Origin of the sequence: Providencia sp. PROV255 (genome assembly GCF_028478065.1) — a bacterium.
GTDB lineage: Bacteria > Pseudomonadota > Gammaproteobacteria > Enterobacterales > Enterobacteriaceae > Providencia > Providencia rettgeri.
This window is the reverse complement of the sequence record NZ_JAMPMI010000008.1, coordinates 136,702-157,868: the sequence shown is the minus strand read 5'-3', so window position 1 is coordinate 157,868 and position 21,167 is coordinate 136,702. Positions and strand designations below refer to the sequence as shown.

The 21,167-nt window shown below is 35.9% G+C and carries 16 protein-coding genes and 1 pseudogene; 11 read left to right on the top strand and 6 right to left on the bottom strand.

Features of this window, described 5'->3' with window-relative positions; all coding sequences use genetic code 11:
- The first annotated feature begins 104 nt into the window (after nt 1-104).
- From PR725_RS07600 to PR725_RS07575, 6 genes are all read left to right on the top strand, one after another.
- Nucleotides 105-314 (top strand): hypothetical protein, encoded by a 210-nt coding sequence (locus tag PR725_RS07600; RefSeq protein WP_004910742.1) that lies wholly within the window; start codon nt 105-107, stop codon nt 312-314.
- 91 nt (nt 315-405) lie between these two features.
- Nucleotides 406-639: a putative hemolysin gene (locus PR725_RS07595; RefSeq protein WP_109913289.1), complete on the top strand. Its 234-nt coding sequence runs from the start codon at nt 406-408 to the stop codon at nt 637-639.
- A 1,604-nt stretch (nt 640-2,243) separates the two neighbouring features.
- Nucleotides 2,244-2,822: a fimbrial protein gene (locus PR725_RS07590; RefSeq protein WP_004910744.1), complete on the top strand. Its 579-nt coding sequence runs from the start codon at nt 2,244-2,246 to the stop codon at nt 2,820-2,822.
- Between the two features lie 110 nt (nt 2,823-2,932).
- Nucleotides 2,933-3,634, top strand: coding sequence for a fimbrial biogenesis chaperone (locus PR725_RS07585; RefSeq protein WP_102140365.1), 702 nt, complete (start codon nt 2,933-2,935; stop codon nt 3,632-3,634).
- A gap of 9 nt (nt 3,635-3,643) precedes the next feature.
- Nucleotides 3,644-6,124: a fimbria/pilus outer membrane usher protein gene (locus PR725_RS07580; protein WP_272568367.1), complete on the top strand. Its 2,481-nt coding sequence runs from the start codon at nt 3,644-3,646 to the stop codon at nt 6,122-6,124.
- Nucleotides 6,115-7,146: a fimbrial protein gene (locus tag PR725_RS07575; protein WP_272568364.1), complete on the top strand. Its 1,032-nt coding sequence runs from the start codon at nt 6,115-6,117 to the stop codon at nt 7,144-7,146. The genes PR725_RS07580 and PR725_RS07575 overlap by 10 nt, the downstream gene beginning before the upstream one ends.
- A gap of 100 nt (nt 7,147-7,246) precedes the next feature.
- On the opposite strand, the gene PR725_RS07570 is transcribed toward PR725_RS07575, so the two are convergent.
- Entirely contained in the window at nt 7,247-7,549 is a 303-nt protein-coding gene (locus tag PR725_RS07570; RefSeq protein WP_004910749.1) for a helix-turn-helix domain-containing protein, read from the bottom strand.
- A gap of 713 nt (nt 7,550-8,262) precedes the next feature.
- Nucleotides 8,263-8,607 (bottom strand): annotated as a pseudogene (locus PR725_RS07565) (DJ-1/PfpI family protein); the annotation flags it as partial.
- 240 nt (nt 8,608-8,847) lie between these two features.
- Here PR725_RS07565 and grxB point away from each other — a divergent pair.
- Nucleotides 8,848-9,486, top strand: a complete 639-nt coding sequence (gene grxB, locus PR725_RS07560; RefSeq protein WP_109912176.1) for a glutaredoxin 2 — start codon at nt 8,848-8,850, stop codon at nt 9,484-9,486.
- A gap of 78 nt (nt 9,487-9,564) precedes the next feature.
- Here grxB and PR725_RS07555 read toward each other — a convergent pair whose 3' ends face one another.
- Both PR725_RS07555 and PR725_RS07550 read right to left on the bottom strand, forming a co-directional pair.
- Entirely contained in the window at nt 9,565-10,002 is a 438-nt protein-coding gene (locus tag PR725_RS07555) for an META domain-containing protein (protein WP_109912177.1), read from the bottom strand.
- A gap of 14 nt (nt 10,003-10,016) precedes the next feature.
- Nucleotides 10,017-11,015, bottom strand: a complete 999-nt coding sequence (locus tag PR725_RS07550) for a 2-hydroxyacid dehydrogenase (protein WP_109912280.1) — start codon at nt 11,013-11,015, stop codon at nt 10,017-10,019.
- A 234-nt stretch (nt 11,016-11,249) separates the two neighbouring features.
- Here PR725_RS07550 and PR725_RS07545 point away from each other — a divergent pair, with 234 nt between their 5' ends.
- The 3 genes from PR725_RS07545 to PR725_RS07535 are packed head-to-tail and all read left to right on the top strand — an operon-like array spanning nt 11,250 to nt 14,397.
- The gene (locus tag PR725_RS07545) at nt 11,250-13,847 is read left to right on the top strand and encodes a YdbH family protein (RefSeq protein WP_272519743.1); all 2,598 of its coding nucleotides are present in this window, start codon (nt 11,250-11,252) and stop codon (nt 13,845-13,847) included.
- 11 nt (nt 13,848-13,858) lie between these two features.
- Complete coding sequence (locus PR725_RS07540) at nt 13,859-14,071, top strand: YnbE family lipoprotein (RefSeq protein ID WP_102140371.1); 213 nt, start codon at nt 13,859-13,861, stop codon at nt 14,069-14,071.
- On the top strand, nt 14,068-14,397 hold the full coding sequence (locus PR725_RS07535) for a YdbL family protein (protein WP_004910759.1): 330 nt from the start codon (nt 14,068-14,070) through the stop codon (nt 14,395-14,397). The genes PR725_RS07540 and PR725_RS07535 overlap by 4 nt, the downstream gene beginning before the upstream one ends.
- A gap of 80 nt (nt 14,398-14,477) precedes the next feature.
- On the opposite strand, the gene PR725_RS07530 is transcribed toward PR725_RS07535, so the two are convergent.
- Entirely contained in the window at nt 14,478-15,077 is a 600-nt protein-coding gene (locus tag PR725_RS07530; protein WP_004910760.1) for an FMN-dependent NADH-azoreductase, read from the bottom strand.
- 214 nt (nt 15,078-15,291) lie between these two features.
- Between PR725_RS07530 and hrpA the strand changes: the two genes are divergently transcribed.
- Nucleotides 15,292-19,191 (top strand): ATP-dependent RNA helicase HrpA, encoded by a 3,900-nt coding sequence (gene hrpA, locus PR725_RS07525; RefSeq protein WP_272568358.1) that lies wholly within the window; start codon nt 15,292-15,294, stop codon nt 19,189-19,191.
- Between the two features lie 283 nt (nt 19,192-19,474).
- Here the strand turns inward: hrpA and PR725_RS07520 are convergent, their stop codons facing one another.
- Nucleotides 19,475-20,815 carry a basic amino acid/polyamine antiporter gene (locus tag PR725_RS07520; RefSeq protein WP_371021248.1) on the bottom strand — a complete coding sequence of 447 codons (1,341 nt, stop codon included), beginning with the start codon at nt 20,813-20,815 and terminating at the stop codon, nt 19,475-19,477.
- Between the last annotated feature and the right edge of the window lie 352 nt (nt 20,816-21,167).

Below are 21,167 nucleotides of genomic sequence, written 5' to 3'. Positions count from 1 at the left end.
AATATTTTTATTTGAGGAAAAATGATGATTTGTGACCTCTCATTTTGCTTTTCTCAAGATACTTAGCTAATCTATTTCTTGTAAGAGTAACATGGAGGATGGAAATGAAAACATTTGGTGTGGTACTCACAATTATAGGTCTCATTACCGCGATTATTTCTTACAATATGGATGTAAGTATTCCTATCGTTTATGGTGAGAGTGTGAAGGATTCAGGGCTGGCATTTGATAGGCAGAATTATATTATTGGCAGTTTGCTAATTGCCTTTTTTGGCATTTTGATTGTCCTTTTTGACAACAAAAGGCGTAAGTAAAATGGCTTTTATTTATTAATAAAATCAGTTTATATTCGTCTCATTCCATAATAATAAATGAACGTTCCAAATTAACTAAAGAATATTTCTTATGAAGAAAACACTTATGTTAGTGAGTTTTGCTGCTATTTCCGGATGTGTTTCCAATACAACCGCAATTGAGTCAAAAGCGGTAGGCATGGCCAACCCTGCTTCGGTGTATTGTGAACAAATTGGTGGGAAATTAGAAATTAAGAGAACAGAGCAAGGGCAACTCGGGTACTGTATCTTGCCCTCAGGTGAGAAAATAGAAGAGTGGGCTCTATACCGTCAGAACGAACATTAACCAATTATTCACTTCTTGATTACTGCTACAGCGAAAACTTAGTGAAGATTTTGCTGTAGTTCCAATCTAACAGTTCCAATCCAATAATATTTCTATTTTGCATTAATTATTTCTTGAAATTAGCCGATATTACTACTAGTTGTCAGCGTATTTTTGTCATTTGATCAACTAAATAGCGATGTAATAACAGGACTAATACTTATTAAGCTCATCATAAGGGGGGAGGCAATATTTTGATAGCTTCATATAGATTTAGTAAGGATGACCTCATCTGTTTATGGCAAATTATTGATATAAAATATTTTTATCCACTAATGTCTCATAACCGGTAATTTGTTGTACTAAAATAGAAACAGCTACCTTATGTTATGTAATTGCTAAATAAATTAGTCTTATTAGAGTGATTGATTTACCAAAAAGACGTTAAACTGTCTGCTAGTGGATAAGTAATAGAGTAAAACATCATCTTTTAGCGATGGCTTTTTGGATTTGATCACACTTTAACACACGCAATGAGTTATTTAGGAATATTCTTAATGTTAAAAATTGATGCATAGATCACATTTCCATGGGGTGTTCGTTTTAAGAAAACATCATTATTTTCATTAGGTTATAAAGCAAGAAAATTGATATAACACAGTTTATAGTTTGTACAATTAATCGGGGTTTCTTATCCTATATCAAAAATAATGATAATTTTTTTTAACATAGCTTCGGCTAAATAATTTGGTATTCTGGTTTTTACTACAAGATCAAGTTGAATGAATAAAGGATTATATTGCGATTTTATCGCTATTTCCTTTATCATTTTTATTTCTCTCATTCCATTTATTTTTTAATTTTGATTAAAATCGACATTTACCTCGTAAAAATTCACATTTTTAAACTTTAATAACGACCAAAGCAGACTGTTAATATAAAAGAACGCCTATACACCCATGGTGTGTTAATTTGATATTCAAGCATAATAATTCGAAATTTAATATTTGTAATTGACGGGTATTACATATCTTCACAGATCAATAAATATTAATTATATTAATGTTTGAGCCTTTATGTGATATTCATTATTAGATTAATATTGTGGATATTTTGCGACAGAAAGTATCAAAATGTGAATTAAAATATGTATTCAATCCAATTATAACGATTTTTGTATTTTATAATATTTTTCATTTTTTAGTTTGGTTGAATTAAAATAAGATAATACAAAATTAATAGATATTAAAATCTAAATATTAAGCTTTGTACGAGTAAATTAGTGGAATCAGCACATCAAAATGCTCAATCAATAGGTTTGTTTTAATAGTCTTTACCTATCAAAAAATTAATAAGTGATGAAAAAAACGATTTAATAAAATTTAAGTTATTATGTATCCTCTCTTCGAAATCATATAGAGCATATGATTATAAATTCTAAATAGGACTAATTAAGAAAGATATTTATTTGCATTAGTAAAAATGGTTTAAAAATGAAACATAAATGACTAACTGTATTCAATATGCGGTGGAGTTTTTATTTTTCTTTATTTACCAATAAATTAAATAAAAACTTAATAAGTTCTTTAAATGTAAGAATAAAAATCTCATATTAGGAAATGAAAATGAAGAAAGTACTACTGACCGCTGTTGCTACAACAATCATCGGCTTATCAACAGCTAATGCAGCAAATAAAGTTGGCGGTGGCCAAGTTAACTTTAACGGTAAAGTAACTGATGTTTCTTGTACTGTTTCTGTTGACGGTCAAGGTAGCGATGCAAGCGTATACTTAGCACCAATTTCATTGGAAGAAATTCAAGCAGGTGGTAAAGGTACATTATTAAAACCAAAAACATTTGCAATTGATGTGACTAACTGTTCAGCAACATCAGTTGGCGGCAACGCTAAAACGATCGGTGTGGTGTGGACTGGTGGTAACTTATTAAGTGGTAGCGAAAAATTAGGTTATTTAGCGAATACTGATTCTACTGGTGCGAAGAATATCCAATTTGTCTTATCGGCTGATGATGCTAAAAAATTCATCGTACCAGGCGGCGACAATCAACAACCATCCGAACTTATTACCCAAATTGACCAAGGTTCACGTTTCCAATATTACGTAGGTTATATCACCGATAAACCAACAGAAGTTACTGCAGGTGAAGTTAAAAGCTACGCAACTTACGAAATCACTTATCAATAAGAATAGGTTGGTTGTTTTAAGTTAGTGTTATTAGACGTTGTAGTAAAACACTAATGGATATTATTGCAATAAGCGGTAGAACACTGCCGCTTTTATGTTTTGAGGTTTAAATGAAAGCTATCGTATTAGCATGTTGCTTTATCTTCAGTATTAATTCGTTTGCTAACAATATAATTGTTAATGGTACGAGGTTTATTTACCCTGGAGATGAGAAAGAGATCACCGTACAACTTTCAAATACAGCAGAACGTCCTGCGGTTGCTCAAGCTTGGCTTGATACAGGTAATGCATCAGAAACACCTGATACGATAAAAACCCCATTTCAAATTACTCCTCCTGTTTCTCGAGTAGAAGCAAAGGGTGGTCAAAATTTACGCATAAAGTTAATGGATAAAGGGCAAATTCCCCAAGATAGGGAAAGTTTATGGTGGCTTAATATTCTAGATATTCCGCCTACTGTAAAAGGCAAAGATGGGGAAATGCAGAATGTTTTACAGCTAGCAATTCGTTCTCGTTTTAAGTTTTTTTACCGGCCTGTTGGGCTAGGTAGCCGAGAATTAGCTCCTGAACAGTTAGTTATCAAAACAAATGGTAAGAATATTGTTATTGAAAATCCAACACCTTTTTATATTACGGTCACAAAAATATCCACCGATGGAAAGGTTGGCCTTACAGATAAAACTGTTTTAATAGAACCCAAAAATCAAACATTAGTTGAATTAAAGCAGGCAATTAAGTCTGGCAGTAAGGTTGTTGTTAACAATATTAATGACTATGGTTCAGATGTTGCGGTGACTCTAACTGCAAAATAGGAATATATAATGAAACAGCGAGAGTTAAACAATAAATATAGCAATACACTCTCTGTAGTCTGCTTTATTACGTCATGGATTGTTCCCGTATTCCATGCCTCAGCTGAAGAAGAAACCTATGAATTCAATAGTGGCTTTATTATGGGAAGTAAAGACAACGTTGATTTAGACCGTTTTAATGCGACAGGGATTAGTCCAGGAAAGTATTCAGTTGATGTATATACGAATAATGATTGGAAAGGGCGTTACGAACTTAATTTTGAAGAACAAAAAAATAAACAATTAGGGGTTTGTTATACCCGAGAGTTACTTTCAAACTTAGGTATTGATACTGAAAAATTTAATCCATCAATTGATAAAAACAGTGCTACTTGTCTGCCGTTGGATGAGTGGAACAGCGACAAAGAAGTTAAAGATATATTTCATACGTCGACACTACGTTTAGATATTTCTGTACCGCAAATTTACGAACAAAAAATTTCTCGGGGTTATGTTTCTTCGCAATTTTGGGAAACAGGAATTCCTGCATTAAATATTGGCTATATGGCTAATTACTATGATAGCCATATCAGTGGAAACCAAGGTTCAAATAGCTCTAGCGCCTATTTAGGCGTTAATGCTGGCTTAAGTTATGATGGTTGGCTATTGAAACATATAGGGAATTTGGGTTGGCAACGTTCTACAGGTTCTGAATGGAATAGCAATCAAACTTATCTGCAAAGGCCCATTGCCACACTAAAATCAAAAGCGACTATTGGGCAGTTTTATACGGATGGTAATTTATTCGATAGTATTGGCTTAAGAGGGGCTAAGCTAACAACGGATGACAATATGTATCCAGATGGGATGACAACTTATGCGCCTGAAATTCGGGGGATCGCTCAAAGTAATGCCTTAGTGACGATTCGGCAAAATGGCAATATTATTTATCAAACAACCGTGTCTCCTGGGCCATTTAGTTTGAATGATGTTTACCCATCGGGTTATGGTAATGATTTGAATGTTACAGTAAAAGAGGCTGATGGTAGCGAGACTAATTTTAGTGTGCCGTATTCTTCGTTAGCACAATTATTACGTCCAGGGTTTACGCGTTACCAAATAGCGGGCGGTAAATCTGATTCTGAAAATTTAAGAAATCGTCCTTTTGTTATGCAAGCGACTCTTCAGCATGGGATTAATAATACATTTACCCTTTATGGTGGGGTCACTGCTTTTGATGATTACCAAGCTTATTTGTTAGGAAGTGGTATTAATACTGGGATTGGTGCGGTTGCAATTGATGTAACGCAATCTCGCATTGTATTAAATCATCGTACAGATTATGGGCAAAGTTATCGTTTTACATTTAATAAGTTATTCACTGAAACAGACACTAATCTTGTGTTAGCAGCATATCGATATTCAACGAAAGATTATTACAATATTAATAATGCACTTTATGCTATTGATAACGATAAACGTGGCGTTGTCGATACATTAGGGCGTGAAAAAAATGGTTTCAGTTACACTATTAACCAAAATTTACCTGAAGGTTACGGTGGAATTTATTTCATGGGGCGTATTTCAAGTTATTGGGATAAGTCAGGAACAGAAAAACAATATCAACTAAGTTACAACAATAGCATCAATCGCCTTTCATATGGTTTGTCATTTATGAGGGTATATACACAAAATAGCCATGATAAAAAAGATGACAGGCTCGGTGTGAACTTGAGCATTCCTCTTTATTGGGGAGAGAATCAGGTGTCCACCTTAACGTCTAATACTACATTTAATAATGAAAAGTTCGGAAGTAGCCAAATAGGTACCAGTGGTACGTTTGACCGTGATAATAATTGGACATACAGAATCAATACCTCAGTTGCAAATGGTGGTGCGAAAAATATCGGTCTTAATACTAGCTACCGTACATCGTCGGTCAATACAAATGCGAATTACAGCCAAGGTGAAGGTTATCGCCAATATGGTGTAGGCGCAAATGGGTCATTAGTTTTGCACTCCGGTGGAATAACGCTAACGCCGAATAATGCAACCACAATTGCATTGATTGAGGCGAAAGACGCAGAAGGTGCATCAGTGGTAGGGGCGATGGGGACGACAATTGATAGTCATGGTTATGCTATTGCGCCTTATGTAAGAGCTTATCGCACTAATAAAATCGAAATTGACCCGAAAGGCAGTTCTGAAGGTATTATTTTTGAAAATATGTCATCACAGATAGTTCCTTATGAAGGTAGTGTCGTTAAGGTTAAATTTGGTACTAAGATTGAAAAAAATGTGGTTTATAACGTTAAAAGATCTAATAACAAACCACTACCATTTGGCGCTAATGTGACAGACCAAAAAGGTGAGGCAATCGGTATTGTTGGGCAAGGTGGTATGGTGTTCATTAGCAGTGAAATTGCAACTAATGCCATTATTACGTGGGATAAAGGTCAATGTACATTCTCATTAGCTGCAGGAAATAGTAAGGAAGTTCTATGTCAATAAAAAATCAATGGTTTTGGTATATTGGGGTAGGGTTACTATTTACCGCAAATGGCGTATCTGCAAATAATGGGCGCCCTGGATACATCTATATGAATAGTTGCGAAAGAACAAGTCAGCCGGCATATAGAGTAGATATGAGACTTGGAAAAATTGTTGTAGATCCTAACCTTCCGGTTGGGAGTGTAATTAAAACACAAGATTATTCAATGAATACTAACCAAACCTACCTCTGGTGTCGTGGAAAGGTGAATATTGAGGCTGAAGTGGTCATGCCTGATTTACGCGATATTGGTGGGAAAGTTTACCAAACGAATGTTGAAGGTATTGGTTTAAAATTCCACCGTTCATCGGGTCGGCAGCATTCTATGACTTACCCAAGTACTTTTCCTACAAATGTGGGATATTATAGTACCCCAATGTCATTAAATGATTCTACTTTTACGCTAAGTATAATAAAAACGGCTAAATATACAGGAACCGGAACACTAGCAAGTGGTATTTATACCACTTATGGATATAAACCTAATAACAGTCCAATCTTAGTTAGTTATTTAGATGCAAATGCTATTACTATCGTTTCTCCATCCTGCCAAGTGACAAGTGGTGAAAATCAAAATGTAATGTTAGACCCTATAAAACGAGTTCAATTAACAGCGAGAGACCAACCTGCAGGTGAAAAAGATTTTACCATAAAGTTGAAATGTAGTGGCGGTACTAGTTTTACGGGTAAGACTAATATTGATGTTACTTTTAGCGGGATAAAAGCGACAGGGACTCAAGTAAATGGTGTTTTAGCAAACCAAAGTACCAATAGCCCAGCAAAAGGAATTGGTGTTCAAGTTATAGAACGAAAAGATAAAAGCCCAATCAATTTTGGCCGCCCATATCGTGTAGCATCATTAAATAATAATGATACAAAAGATATCGATATAGAACTTACCGCTCGTTATTTTCAATATGAAGGTAGAACTTCACCAGGTGAAGTTTATGCTCAAATGCGCTTTGATATTACATATGATTAATTATTAAAAGTATTTTATTTAATAATAAAGGCTGATTTTATATTTAGAGTCAGCCTTTATTTTATATTAAAAATGATAATTCGTAGTTATTATAGAAGACTTATTTCAAATCAACAATTATGCTTTCAGCAACATACTGTCGTTCTTTATTGATATGTTCGGATGCATCATTTTTTTCATTTTTTAATCCACTAGTATAACCTTGGAAAAACCATTCAATGGGGCAATTTAGCGCTTCAGCGATATCAACTAAATGATTGATAGGTATTTTATTAATTCCATTTTCATAACGTGAGATTTGCTGTTGACTTAAATTTAATTTATTAGCTAAATTAGCTCCAGATAGACCGAGTTCTTTTCTCCGGTTTTTTATTTTAATACCAATTATAGTATGAATGTCCATATGACATCCTCAATTTATATGAAGGGTTATTATTTAATGCACTAAATTAAAATTACATTTTATAGTATATTAAAAACTAAAGTGTTTTAAAAGATTTAATGAACATAAATATGATGAAAATCGCGATTTAGAGCTTTAAACATTAATAAATAATAACATTGTTTATAGTAAGGGATTATGACGAAAATAAGTAAAATAGCTAATGCAAGAATTCATCAAACTAAGATTGTTAAAATAAGAATTAATATTAACAAATTTAAATTGATACTTAAAATTTAATGGTTATAAAAAATGGTTAATTATTTTCTTTGTTTTCAGTTAGTTGCTTTCTTTTTGGGATGTGTAAGATTGAAAGTGTAAAGTTAAATCATGAGAATAAATGTTAATTTTTTGTTTTTATGGGTTGGCGGAGTTATTATTTGAATAATTAAAGATGACTAATAAATCAATAATATTTATTAGCTATCAAATAAGTTGATTTAAATAAAGCTATAAACATCTTAAATGATTACTTTTGAAAAAGGATCATGATTAGCATCTTTATTCCATATATACTCCATTTTAAGCGCAATATTATTTGCAATGTCTCGGTTATAAAAATCGCAGATAATCTGTAATGACATATCAATACCTGCGCTAATGCCAGATGAGGTATAAAACTTATTATCATGAACCCATCTTGCTTTAGATTGCCATAATACTCGGTCATTGAGTTAAGTTACCCACTGATAAGCGAGCTTATTTGTTGTAGCCTTAAAGCCGTTTAAAAGGGACGTTTGAGCAAGAAGTGCGGAACCAGTACAAACTGAAATGACAGTTTCCGCATACTCGACCTGTTTTTTCAGCCACTGAATATAATCATCATTCTGCGATAATGAGCGAGTACCTTGCCCTCCAGGTATCAAAATATATTGATAGAATGGGGTAAGTATAGGGCGTGTATTGACTGTAACCCCTTGAGAGCTAGTCATTGCCTTTCCTGAAGGTGATATAAATTCAATTTGGCAATGTTCTAAGCGGCCAAATACTTCAACAGGCCCCATAACATCAAGGGTTTCAAAATTATCAAAAGGATAATTGCGATGGAATTTAGCTGCATATTTTTTTCAGGAGTAGCCATTATTAAACGTATTTTGCCATGATCTGTATTTCATTATTGGGATTTTGTGCACTCTATTACATTTATTTTTCCTTGCGCTAAACAAAATTTTACAAGCGTGATAAGACATAAATGTAAGCACTCAAGTATACTGTATAAACCTATTGTAACTTTTATTATCAAATTAGTGAGGTTAACAATGAAATTATATATTTATGACCACTGTCCGTTTTGTGTCAGAGCAAGAATGATTTTTGGTTTAAAAAAGTTAGCAGTAGAGCAAATCGTTTTATTCGATGATGATATAGAAACACCGACAAAAATGATTGGTCGAAAAATGTTACCTATTTTACAAAAAGATGATGGAAGCTATTTACCTGAAAGTTTAGATATTGTTCATTATGTTGATAGTATTAATGAACCTAAATATGCAAAAGGGAGTATTGCTCCTGAAATAGAGACTTGGTCTAAAACGGTTTCGGCGGTGGTATATAAGCTTGTAACACCACGCTTTACTCAAACGGATTTTCCCGAAATCAGTACAGCGGAAGCTAGAGCAGCATATATAAGCAGAACATCAAAATCTTACGGCGACTTAAATGAGCTTAAAAAAGAAACACATACGTTGCTAGTTGAATTAGAGCCGCAATTATCTTTATTAGATGCGTGGTTAGAAACACGGAGCGAAGATATTGATATTAATGATTTTATTATTTTTCCAACCTTACGCAGTTTGAGTATTGTTGAGCACTTATCATTTAGCACAAACATTCGGAATTATATGGAGCGAATTGCAAAATCTACGAATATTAACTTGCTATTTGATAAGGTTAAATAGCTTACTTGGTTGCCAGTTTAGTGGGTTTTGTTAAATGCCAACCGCCTCTAAAAGAGGCAGGTTGTGCAGGATAATCCATTAATGGACGTAGTCACGTAGTGTATAAACTAATTTGTAATGACCCTGAATTAATATTAGCTGATTGTTTTTTAAAGAAATAACAGCACCATCAGACAGTACTCGGTTTATCATTGAATCCCATTTAGATAAATCTTCATCAACACATTCGAGTTCCGTTCTAGTTAAGTTTTTTACAGTAATTTTTGTGTTTTTGATATCGCCAAACCCGTTAAAATCATTACACATTGATGCAGAAACAAACATTTTCTCGCCAAAAGAAAGGGAAGGAGCTGTTTGCTTACTGTTAATGGCCTTACCATTCACTTCAGTGAGAATAAAACGATGATGCATTAATTTATTTTCAAGTGCTTGGTCATCATTTTTCGCATTGACTTGATGAGTTTGGCAAGCAGCTAGCAATAAACCCAAAATTGTAAGTGGAATTAGGCGTTTCATAGTTCCAGACCCAACTATGCGTCAACAACATTAGGGCAAATTTCCCCACAACTTATTTGACGGATATTATTAAGCGTAGTTTGACTGATGCTTGTTAATGCTTCCTCCGTTAAAAAAGCTTGATGCCCTGTAAACAATACGTTGTGGCAAGAGGAAAGTCGACGAAAAACATCATCTTGTATGACATCATTAGATTTATCTTCGAAAAATAAATCGCGTTCGTTTTCATATACATCCATACCTAAAGCGCCAATTTTCTGCGATTTTAGTGCATTAATTGCCGCAACAGAATCGACTAATGCGCCTCGGCTTGTATTGATGATCATGACGCCATTTTTCATCTTCTTAAAGGCGTCTTCATCGAGTAAGTGATGATTTTCTGGTGTTAATGGACAATGAAGAGAAATAATATCTGATTGCTCATATAAAGTATCTAAGTCAACATATTCAGCACCCAAATCTAAAACAGCTTGGTTCGGGTAGGGGTCATGTGCGAGTAAACGCATTCCGAATCCCTTTAAAATACGTAGTGTTGCTTGACCAATTTTTCCTGTGCCGATAATACCCGCAGTGCGGTTATGCATATTAAAGCCTGTTAATCCCTCGAGAGAGAAATTTGCATCTCGAGTACGCTGGTACGCACGGTGGATCCTGCGATTAAGACATAGCATCATACCAACAGCATGTTCGGCGACAGCTTCAGGAGAATAAGCGGGCACGCGGACAACCTGAATACCTAATTCTTTAGCTGCTTGTAAATCAACGTTGTTAAAGCCAGCACAACGTAAAGCTAAAATTCGAATATTTAGTGCGGCAAGCTCTTCCAAAACAGCGCGATTAGCTTCATCGTTAACGAAAATACAGATGGCATCGGCACCAACCGCATTTTTAGCGGTCTGAACCGTCAATGGAAAATCAAAATATTCAATACTAAAATTAAATCCAGAATTTTGATTAACTTGTTCCATGTGCTTGCGGTCATACTGTTTGGTACTATAAGAAACAATTTTCATCATAAAGACTCCAATTTTTAGGAACCAATTAGAAAAGAGTAGGTAAAAAGGTGTACCTACAAAATATAAACTCAGAATAAGGCAATTAAGTTTGTAAATCACCTATAAATTAAGAAAATAGGTATCTGTTTACGATTGAATGTGGTTTATCTTTGTTAGTATCACGTTTAATAAGAAAATTTTGCTGAAAATTATCACGTGCGCTATAGAACAATTCGAACAAGGGACGCAGTAATGCAGTTAATAAAAAGAGCATTCAGAACATTACTCTACTTTTTGGGTGGAAGCGCTGCTCTCTTAATACTCTTATGGATAACGATATCCCACTGGGTGCCAGTTGTCGCATCGCACTATCTTCCTAAGCCACTTAAACTTTCATTTTCAGAACCAAGAATTAGTTATGGTCAATTGGATATAGCAAGTATCAGTATAACAGCAAACAATTGCACTTTGGTTCAATTGAATAGCACAAGGTTTTCTGTCTTTCCCTTGCATGCTATTGTGGATGGTCTTGATGTTAAAACTGAATGTTTAAGTGCTCTTGAGCCAACTAATGAAACAGTTAATGAACCGATTAATATTGCAGAGTTTATCGATAATCTCCCTGTTTTTTCATTAGTTATAAATAATACCAATATACAACCATGGAGTGATTACCAAGGTAGTATCTGGTTGCGTAAAAATCAGGTTAACTCTCTACAGTTTGATTTTAGAGGGGATAATTTAAGATTATCATCTTTAATTACGGCTGAGCATCAATTGGTTATTAAAGATTTCTCTGCGTACCTACCAGAACAAAAGCAAACAATAGAGTTATTTGGTGATGTTCAATTGCCATTAATGGCTAATCAATTTCCCGAAAAGGGGGAATTGAATGCTTACTTTAAGTTAATCAACCCAGAAAAATTTTTACTGGCTGAATTTGGTTGGGTGAATGGCCAAGGGGTATTAACGGTCAAGGATACAGAAACACAAGAAGAATTACTTTATCTACCATGGGCGCTAACACCATCTAACATACAGATATCTCAAGGAAAATGGCAATGGAAAGAAGCAGATATTCCTTTGCAGGGGGGAGTTAATTTTCAAGTCGATAACTGGGATAAAACGTTAAGTGAAATGGTTTTCTCAGGGCGTGTCAATATGCTTACACAAGCGAAGAAAGGTAAAGCTAATATTGTTTTAACACTGCCAGCCACTCAAATAGACTTACTCGATACGAATATTAATTTTAGTTTAAATGGCCAAGTTAAATATGATGACATGGTGCTGGATATTAATTTACCCGCTAAGCTTTCAGGTCAGCTAGCAGCCCCAAAAATTTCTTTTTTATCCAGTTCATTATTAAGAGCTTATGGCCGCCTTTCTGAAACACTTGTTCTGAATGAAGTTAGATTACCACTCGCGGGAACATCATTAAGTGAAGATGGTATTTCAGGGCGTTTACAAGCTATCCTTAAGGTTAAAGAACAGTACTGGGGAGATTTCGACATTCATTTGGATGGTAAAGCCAATAAGTTTGCTTTAGATAAGGGAAAATGGTTTTGGAATTATTGGGGAAATGCCAATTTGCCTTCATTATCAGCTAATTGGGATATTAAGGGTAATGGGAGTTGGCAGGACACTTTAATCACATTAAATAGCTTAAATACAGGGTTTGACCAAATACAATATGGGCTCTTATCGATGAGAGCTCCACGCTTACAGCTAAGTAAGCCATTGGTTTGGCAGCGTGATCAGAATAAAGCCAATTTTAATGGAAAATTACAGCTTACCAGTGAACGGATGCAATTCGGTACTGAAAGTTATCTGCCAAGGATCACATTAAACGCAGATCTTAGTGGAAAATCTCCTGCTGAATTTCAACTTAAAGGCGATTTAAGTACTAAAGATGTAGGGCCAATAGTCATTTTTGGGCGCTGGGACGGTGAAAGATTAAGAGGGGAAGCTCGTTGGCCTGAACAGTCGGTCACGGCTTTTCAAACGTTAATTCCTGCTGACCTTGGTATTGAATTAAAACAAGGAAAATTATTTTCTCAAGCCGCTTTTTCAATAACGCCGGAAGATGGTTTTATTGCAGGAGGACACTGGCGCGTAGAGAATACTAGTCTTTGGTTAAAAGATGGCGAATTATCAGGATTAGATTTTGTTTTACCGTGGCGTTTAAAACAAAGTACTTGGACTTTGGGCGCTAAAGTACCTGTTGAGTTGCGTATTAAGCAGCTCAATAATTTATTCGAATTAACTGATATTAAAGCAGATCTCTCTGGTTCTTATCCGCCAACGGAAAATTCGCCATTAAAACTGACTAATGTAGGCTTTAAAACATTAGGGGGTGAAATATCGATGGATTTACTGCGTTGGCCACAAACTCAAGCCGCTACGATAAAATTAAGGCAGATTGAACTTAGCCAGTTATTTACCATACTAAGAGTGTCGCAATTTGCTGTTTCCGGTAAAGTTAATGGTGAATTACCTTTTTATTTAAATAACCCAGAATGGATAGTTAAAGATGGATGGTTAGAAAATAGTGGGCCATTAACATTACGATTAGATCCCCAATTTGTTGATTCTATCCGAGAAGATAATATATCTGCAGGTTCCGCAATGGGGTGGTTACAATATTTGGAAATAAAACGCAGCCGTACAGATGTTAATGTTACAAATTTAGGGATGTTAAAGATGACAACAATCCTTGAAGGGTATAACACGCAAGAAAAGAAAAAACGTGAAGTTCATTTGCATTATCAACATGAAGAAAATATCTTTCAATTATGGCGTAGTTTACGATTTGGTAGCTCTTTAGAAGAGTGGTTGGAAAAAAATTTATAATGAGCATAAGAATGAACGTGAAAATATTAAAATTCACTACAGCTATATCGATCGCATTGTTGTTATCAGCTTGCTTGCGAGTTGAGGTCGCAACACCGGATAAGCCCATCAATATTAATATGAATGTAAAAATTGAACATGAAATCCAAATAAAAGCGGATAGGCAAGTAGAAGAATTATTGAAAGAAAATAGTGATTTGTTCGGTGAGGTAAATCCTAAATGAGTCGAATTATCAAGGTACTAGCACTATGTTCATTATTGACTGCTTTTCAGACGATAGCAATTACGGTTGATGAAGCCAAAGAAACAGGCCTATTAGGGGAAACACTGTCGGGCTATTTAGCTCCGATTAATACGAGTAACCAGGAGGCAACTAAGCTAGCAGCACAAATTAACCAAGAACGAGAAAAAAGATACAGCGAAATTGCTGCAAAAAATAACCTAAAAACAAATGAGGTCGCTAGGATAGCAGGGCAAAAACTCGTAGAACGGGCAAGTCCTGGGGAGTTTGTGCGTGGCATTAATGGCCAATGGTTACAAAAGAAATAAAAAGCGCACTCAGAAAGTGCGCAAAATATAACAATGGTAGCTTTGGGTTTTAATAATATATGACTTAAAAAGACTATATCTTAAGCGATAATAGTATTTATATGGTTTTGTGCTTGTTGATGTGCTCGTTCAACGGACTCTTGGCCTAACGATGTTCCTTCAGCAAAAACGAACTCAACGTCTGTAATGCCAATGAAATCTAAAAATAATGTTAAATAAGGCACCATGGTATCTGTTGGTGTACCTTTATAGATACCACCTCGACTCGTTAATACATAGGCACGCTTGTCTTTTAATAAGCCAACAGAACCTTGTTCTGTATATTTAAACGTGTGCCCTGAGCGAGCGATAAAGTCGAAGTAATGTTTTAAATGAGAAGAAATCGTAAAGTTATACATTGGAGCTGCAATAACAATCACATCGTGAGCTTTAATTTCATCAATCAACGTATTTGACAGGTCCAAATGTGCTTGTTGTTGTTCTGTTTTCGTGTCACTCGGGCTAAAAGCTGCTAAAATTTCACCGTCAATCGCTGGAATTGGCTCTTTGACTAAATCTCGTACAGTTACTGTATCTGCTGAGTGTTTTTCCTGCCATTGTTGAATAAAGTAATCTGCCATTTTATTGCTTTGTGAATAGTCAGCCAGAATACTTGATTTCAATAGTAATACTTTACTCATGTGTTCCTCTATTTTTAGGTAAAACTTTATTGGTAATGATACGTAAGGTGTAACTGATTGATAGGAAAAAAATTAGATAGCCTTCTTCAAAAAAATTGATGGTATTTTTATGTGATAATAACAATTAAAAATAAAAACGAAATTTAGCCCTTACAAATTGCGAAGTGGATTGGCTAGCGTGTATTGAAATTTATTAAAGATAAGGATTTAACAGGTGAAATCCATTCTGACAGCATTAACCGCTGATATTGGACAAACTTCATTACGTGACCAATGGTTACTAAAGAAAAGAGTGCAAGGTATTGCAAAGATCCAGAACGAAAAATCGCGCTCTGCGGTACTTGACGCTATTAAAATAGATATTGAAAAGGCCAAACAAAAAGTTGAAATTAAACGATTAAATGTGCCTAAAATTGTGTATCCGGATAATTTACCCGTCAGCCAGAAAAAAGAGGTTATTTTAGATGCCATTAAAAAGCATCAAGTAGTTATTGTTGCAGGTGAAACGGGCTCTGGAAAGACCACCCAAATTCCAAAAATTTGTCTAGAACTTGGCAGAGGGGTCCTAGGATTTATAGGCCACACTCAGCCAAGACGTTTAGCCGCACGCTCAGTCGCGACACGTCTTGCTCAAGAACTTGAATGTGAATTAGGTTCAAATGTTGGCTATAAAGTGCGATTTAGTGACCAAGTGAGTGAAACAACTCAAGTCAAATTGATGACTGATGGTATCTTGCTTGCGGAGCTACAAAATGACAAATTGCTGTTGCAGTATGACACTATTATCATCGATGAAGCTCACGAAAGAAGCCTCAATATCGACTTTATTTTAGGTTATTTACGTCAATTATTACCAAGACGCCCTGATTTAAAAGTTATTATTACATCAGCAACTATTGACCCAGAACGTTTTTCGAAACACTTTAATCATGCTCCGATTGTTGAAGTGTCTGGCCGTACCTATCCGGTTGAAGTCCGTTATCGTCCTATTATGGGAGATCAGAACGATAGCGACCGTGACCAAATAGATGGGATTATAGATGCAGTAAATGAGCTATCTGTTGAAGGTAATGGCGATATATTGATTTTTATGAGTGGTGAGCGGGAAATTCGTGATACCGCAGATGCGTTATCAAAACTTTCTTTACGTCATACTGAAATCTTACCATTATTCGCAAGGCTTTCTAATAGTGAGCAAAATCGCATCTTTCATCCTCATGGAGGACGTCGGATCATTCTTGCAACAAACGTAGCAGAAACATCATTAACTGTACCTGGTATCAAATATGTCATTGATACCGGTTATGCACGTATTAGTCGTTATAGTTACCGTACAAAAGTACAGCGTCTCCCTGTTGAAGCTATCTCTCAGGCTTCCGCTAATCAACGTAAAGGGCGCTGTGGCCGTGTTTCCGATGGGATTTGTATTCGTTTATATTCAGAAGATGACTTTCTATCACGCCCAGAGTTTACAGACCCTGAAATTTTACGGACGAATTTAGCATCAGTTATATTACAAATGACTTCTATTGGTCTTGGTGATATTTCTGCATTTCCATTTGTAGAGGCTCCAGATAAACGTAATATCCAAGATGGTGTGAAATTACTGGAAGAGCTAGGTGCAATTAAGTCCCACAAACAGGCAGATAAAGGCTATCAATTGACAGATACAGGTCGGCAGCTAGCTCAGCTTCCTGTTGACCCAAGACTTGCTCGGATGGTGATTGAAGCACGTAAACATGGTGCAGTACGTGAGACAATGGTGATTGTTTCTGCATTATCAATTCAAGATCCGCGGGAGAGACCGTTAGATAAACAGCAAGCTGCTGATGAAAAACATCGCCGTTTCCATGATAAGCAATCAGATTTCTTAGCCTTTTTAAATCTTTGGGATTACTTAAAAGAACAACAAACGCAGCTTTCTAACGCCCAATTTAGAAAAATGTGCCGCCAAGATTTTCTCAATTATTTACGTATTCGAGAGTGGCAAGATTTATATACTCAGCTGAGGCAAGTGGTAAAAGAGCAAGGTTTTGCAATTAATAGTTCTGAGGCTGATTTTCGAAGTATTCACGTTTCGCTATTGGCTGGGTTACTTTCACATATTGGTCAAAAAGATGCCGATAAACACGAATTCACTGGGGCTAGGAATGCACGTTTTACTATTTTCCCAGGTTCGGGGGTGTTTAAAAAACCACCAAAATGGACAATGGTTGCGGAACTTGTTGAAACATCGAAATTATGGGGAAGAATTGCCGCATCCATCGATGTTGAGTGGGTTGAACCCTTAGCTGAACATTTAACTAAACATAGTTATAGTGAGCCTCATTGGTCAAAATCTGAAGGCGCGGTAATGGCATCCGAAAAAGTGACTCTATATGGGCTACCTATTGTTGCGTCAAGGCAGGTTAACTATGGGAATATTGACCCATTACTATGCCGTGAGTTATTCATTCGTCACGCTTTGGTTGAAGGGGATTGGGTCACTCGCCACGCATTCTTTAAAGAAAATCTGAAATTATTATCAGAAGTAGAGGATTTGGAGCATAAATCACGTCGACGTGACATTTTAGTTGATGATGAAACATTATTTGCATTTTATGACCAACGTATCCCGAATGATGTGATTTCTTCCCGTCATTTTGATAATTGGTGGAAAACAGCATCTAAGCAACAATCTGACCTGTTAAGCTTTGAAAAAAGTATGCTGATTAAAGAGGATGCCAGCAATGTTTCGGCACTTGATTACCCTAACTATTGGCATCAAGGAGATTTAAAATTTCGGTTGAGTTACCAATTTGAACCTGGAACTGATGCTGATGGTGTGACGGTACATATACCTCTTGCTGTATTAAATCAGGTTCAGAATATTGGCTTTGATTGGCAAGTTCCTGGGCTGCGTCATGAGCTAATCGTTGCTTTAATTAAATCACTACCTAAACCTATTAGACGAAATTTTGTCCCTGCACCTAATTATGCTTCTGCATTTTTAGAACGAGTGCCAGAGCCTGAAGGCAGCGTATTGGATAAACTTGAACGTGAATTACGCCGTATGACAGGTGTCACTGTTGAACGTGAATCATGGCAATTAGCGCAGCTTCCAGCCCATTTAAAAATGACGTATCGTGTTGTGGGTGACAAAAATAAAACCGTTGCGGAAGGGCAAAATCTTGATGAGCTAAAAAATAGCTTAAAAGAAAAAGTGCAAGAAACGTTATCTGAAGTTGTGGATGACGGTATTGAGCAACACGGGTTACATATTTGGAGTTTTGGCGAATTACCTCAACGTTATGAGCAAAAAAGAGGCGGATATTCCGTTAAAGCTTATCCTGCGTTAGTCGATGAGAAAAATAGCGTTGGTATCAAGGTATTTGAAACCGAATTGGAACAACAGCAAGCAATGTGGGCCGGAGTGCGTCGGTTATTGCTGTTAAACATTCCATCGCCAATTAAATATCTACATGAAAAATTACCAAATAAATCAAAATTAGGTCTGTATTTTAACCCTTATGGTAAGGTATTAGAGTTAATTGATGACTGTATTGCTTGCGGCGTCGACCAAATAATTGCTGATTTTGGTGGTGCGGTATGGGATGAAGTGCAGTTTGAAAAACTGAAAGAGTTTGCACGTGCAGAATTAAATGATGTGGTTGTTAATATTGCTAAGCAAGTTGAACAAATATTAACAGCGGTGTTTGCTATCAATAAACGTCTAAAAGGGCGGGTTGATTTTTCGATGGCGATAGCGTTATCGGATATAAAAACACAAATGTCGAATTTGGTATTTAAAGGCTTTGTGACCACTCATGGTTGGAAGCGCTTACCTGATATTCTTCGTTATTTAAATGGAATAGAGCGGAGATTAGAAAAATTAGCGATTGACCCTAACCGAGATCGTGCTCAAATGAGTAAGGTAGAGCATGTTCAGAATATGTGGCAACAATGGCTAGCTAAATTATCTCCAATTCAGAGAAATATGCCAGAAGTTCAAGAAATTCGTTGGATGATTGAAGAATTGCGAGTTAGCTTGTTTGCCCAACAGCTTGGAACACCATACCCAATTTCGGATAAACGCATTATGCAGTTGATGGAACACTTATCACAACAGCTGTAAGAACTATTATTTTTTACTCATTGGCGCTTCACATATTGTTTATGTGAAGCGTTTTTTATTTTAGTTAATCTTGGCTTATTTAGTTACAACATACTAAAGGAAATTAAAAATATAAACTTTCGAGTTCGTACAACAGTCATTTTCACTAAAATAAGAGAGCGAAAAATAGTGAAAGAGGTGGGGGTAATAGAAAATTATTGGGCTATTAAGCGACCAGGGACTAGGATTTTGCAGCAGATTAGGGCTTAAATTTACTCATAAAAATTAAGCCCTTTATATAAGACTAGGCAACCAAATAATAGAGCGCAGGAATAGCGGCTATCGCAATGGCATATGCCATAATTTTTTCAATCGCTTTTAATGGCATTTGGTTGGTTTGCTGCTGACGAGCATAGAAAAAGACCAAAATACCTGGAGCATACAAAACGACAGATAATAGCAAATTAATTAACCCTGATGCATAAAGCAGCCATAAACCATAAAGGCTGGCAATAGCTCCAACGGCAAGTAATGCTTTATTATGACGTTCAAAAGCCACTTTTACTAAAAATGCGCCAACAAGGAAATAAGGGACTAAAATCATTTCAGAGGCGATGGTAAGCAATGTGTTGTAATTACTCCCACTAAGCCAAATAAGAACCAAAGATAGTTGTACTGCACCATTGGTGAGCCATAAAGAAGATGATGGTGCATCATTTTTATTTAATTTGTTGAATATTTTAGGGAATGATTGATATTGGGCTGCGATATAAGGTACTTCCGCAGCCATAATAGTCCAGCTTAGATAAGCCCCACAAACGGAAATAATTAGGCCTGCCGCAATAATAATATCACCACTCGAACCAATTAAATTTACCATGAGCGGAGCCATGGATGGGTTTTTTATTTCTGCGAGTTCAGCTCTAGGCATGATACCTAGGGAAAGTAAGGTAACAAGAATGTAGATAATTAATGCAGAACTTACTGCAAAAATTGTTGCTAAGCCAACATCACGGCGATTTTTAGCTCTAGCAGAAACGACAACAGCACCTTCGATACCAATAAATACCCAGAGTGTAATCAGCATGGTATCTTTAACTTGTTCCCAAACCGGAACACCAAATTCGATACCACTAAAATCTGCATTGAAAATATCAAGTTTAAACGCAAAAAAAGCCAATACAATAAATAAGCCAAGAGGAACCAATTTTGCCATTGTAGCAAGTTTATTAATCCCAGCGGCTGTCTGTACCCCTCGAAGAACTAAATAATGAACAAACCAGAGAAGTATGGACTCTCCGATTAGAGCTTGCCATGTATTCCCATCACCAAAAACAATGTTATCAGGCGTATCCGTAAAAAAACTGATTGCTGCGAATACGATAACGAGATAAGACACATTGGCAACTACCGCACATAGCCAATACCCCCAGGCTGAACAAAAACCAATTAATTCCCCGAAGCCGACTTTTGCGTAAGTAAATATTCCACCGTCAAGGTCAGGACGTATGCGGGAAAGTAACAATAGGGCAAATGCTAAAAAGAGGATACCCACACCTGTAATTGACCAACCAATTATTAATGCGAGTGGGCTGGCAACTTCCGCCATATTTTGAGGGAGACTAAAAACACCGGCGCCAACCATTGAGCTAAGAACTAGCGCTGTTAGTGCGGTAAGACTCAAAGTATTTTTCAAAGTAAATCCTGAACGTTCAGAAATCAAAAGTTAAAATGACGTTAAAATGCCATTGCAATAATTAGTTTAACTAGTAGCCATTAAAAAAGCAGATAGAATGACTACATGTTTTCATAGGTGTGGATTCTACGAACGAAATGACAGATATGCAATGGCAATGTATGCATTTTTAAAGATGTTTTATGCACTTTTTTAAAAGAATGGAAGTGAATAGAGCCAAAGAAAATAAATAACGTAAAGAGAAAGTATAAAAACAAAAAAACCAGCCGAGTAGGCTGGTTTTAACATCACGTAATACTGG

Excerpts from the sequence above, each read along its gene's own strand:
- PR725_RS07600 (WP_004910742.1), top strand. The coding sequence starts at position 105 with ATGAAAACATTTGGTGTGGTACTCACAATTATAGGTCTCATTACCGCG.
- PR725_RS07595 (WP_109913289.1), top strand. The coding sequence starts at position 406 with ATGAAGAAAACACTTATGTTAGTGAGTTTTGCTGCTATTTCCGGATGT.
- PR725_RS07590 (WP_004910744.1), top strand. The coding sequence starts at position 2,244 with ATGAAGAAAGTACTACTGACCGCTGTTGCTACAACAATCATCGGCTTA.
- PR725_RS07585 (WP_102140365.1), top strand. The coding sequence starts at position 2,933 with ATGAAAGCTATCGTATTAGCATGTTGCTTTATCTTCAGTATTAATTCG.
- PR725_RS07580 (WP_272568367.1), top strand. The coding sequence starts at position 3,644 with ATGAAACAGCGAGAGTTAAACAATAAATATAGCAATACACTCTCTGTA.
- PR725_RS07575 (WP_272568364.1), top strand. The coding sequence starts at position 6,115 with ATGTCAATAAAAAATCAATGGTTTTGGTATATTGGGGTAGGGTTACTA.
- PR725_RS07570 (WP_004910749.1), bottom strand. The coding sequence starts at position 7,549 with ATGGACATTCATACTATAATTGGTATTAAAATAAAAAACCGGAGAAAA.
- grxB (WP_109912176.1), top strand. The coding sequence starts at position 8,848 with ATGAAATTATATATTTATGACCACTGTCCGTTTTGTGTCAGAGCAAGA.
- PR725_RS07555 (WP_109912177.1), bottom strand. The coding sequence starts at position 10,002 with ATGAAACGCCTAATTCCACTTACAATTTTGGGTTTATTGCTAGCTGCT.
- PR725_RS07550 (WP_109912280.1), bottom strand. The coding sequence starts at position 11,015 with ATGAAAATTGTTTCTTATAGTACCAAACAGTATGACCGCAAGCACATG.
- PR725_RS07545 (WP_272519743.1), top strand. The coding sequence starts at position 11,250 with ATGCAGTTAATAAAAAGAGCATTCAGAACATTACTCTACTTTTTGGGT.
- PR725_RS07540 (WP_102140371.1), top strand. The coding sequence starts at position 13,859 with ATGAACGTGAAAATATTAAAATTCACTACAGCTATATCGATCGCATTG.
- PR725_RS07535 (WP_004910759.1), top strand. The coding sequence starts at position 14,068 with ATGAGTCGAATTATCAAGGTACTAGCACTATGTTCATTATTGACTGCT.
- PR725_RS07530 (WP_004910760.1), bottom strand. The coding sequence starts at position 15,077 with ATGAGTAAAGTATTACTATTGAAATCAAGTATTCTGGCTGACTATTCA.
- PR725_RS07520 (WP_371021248.1), bottom strand. The coding sequence starts at position 20,815 with ATGGTTGGCGCCGGTGTTTTTAGTCTCCCTCAAAATATGGCGGAAGTT.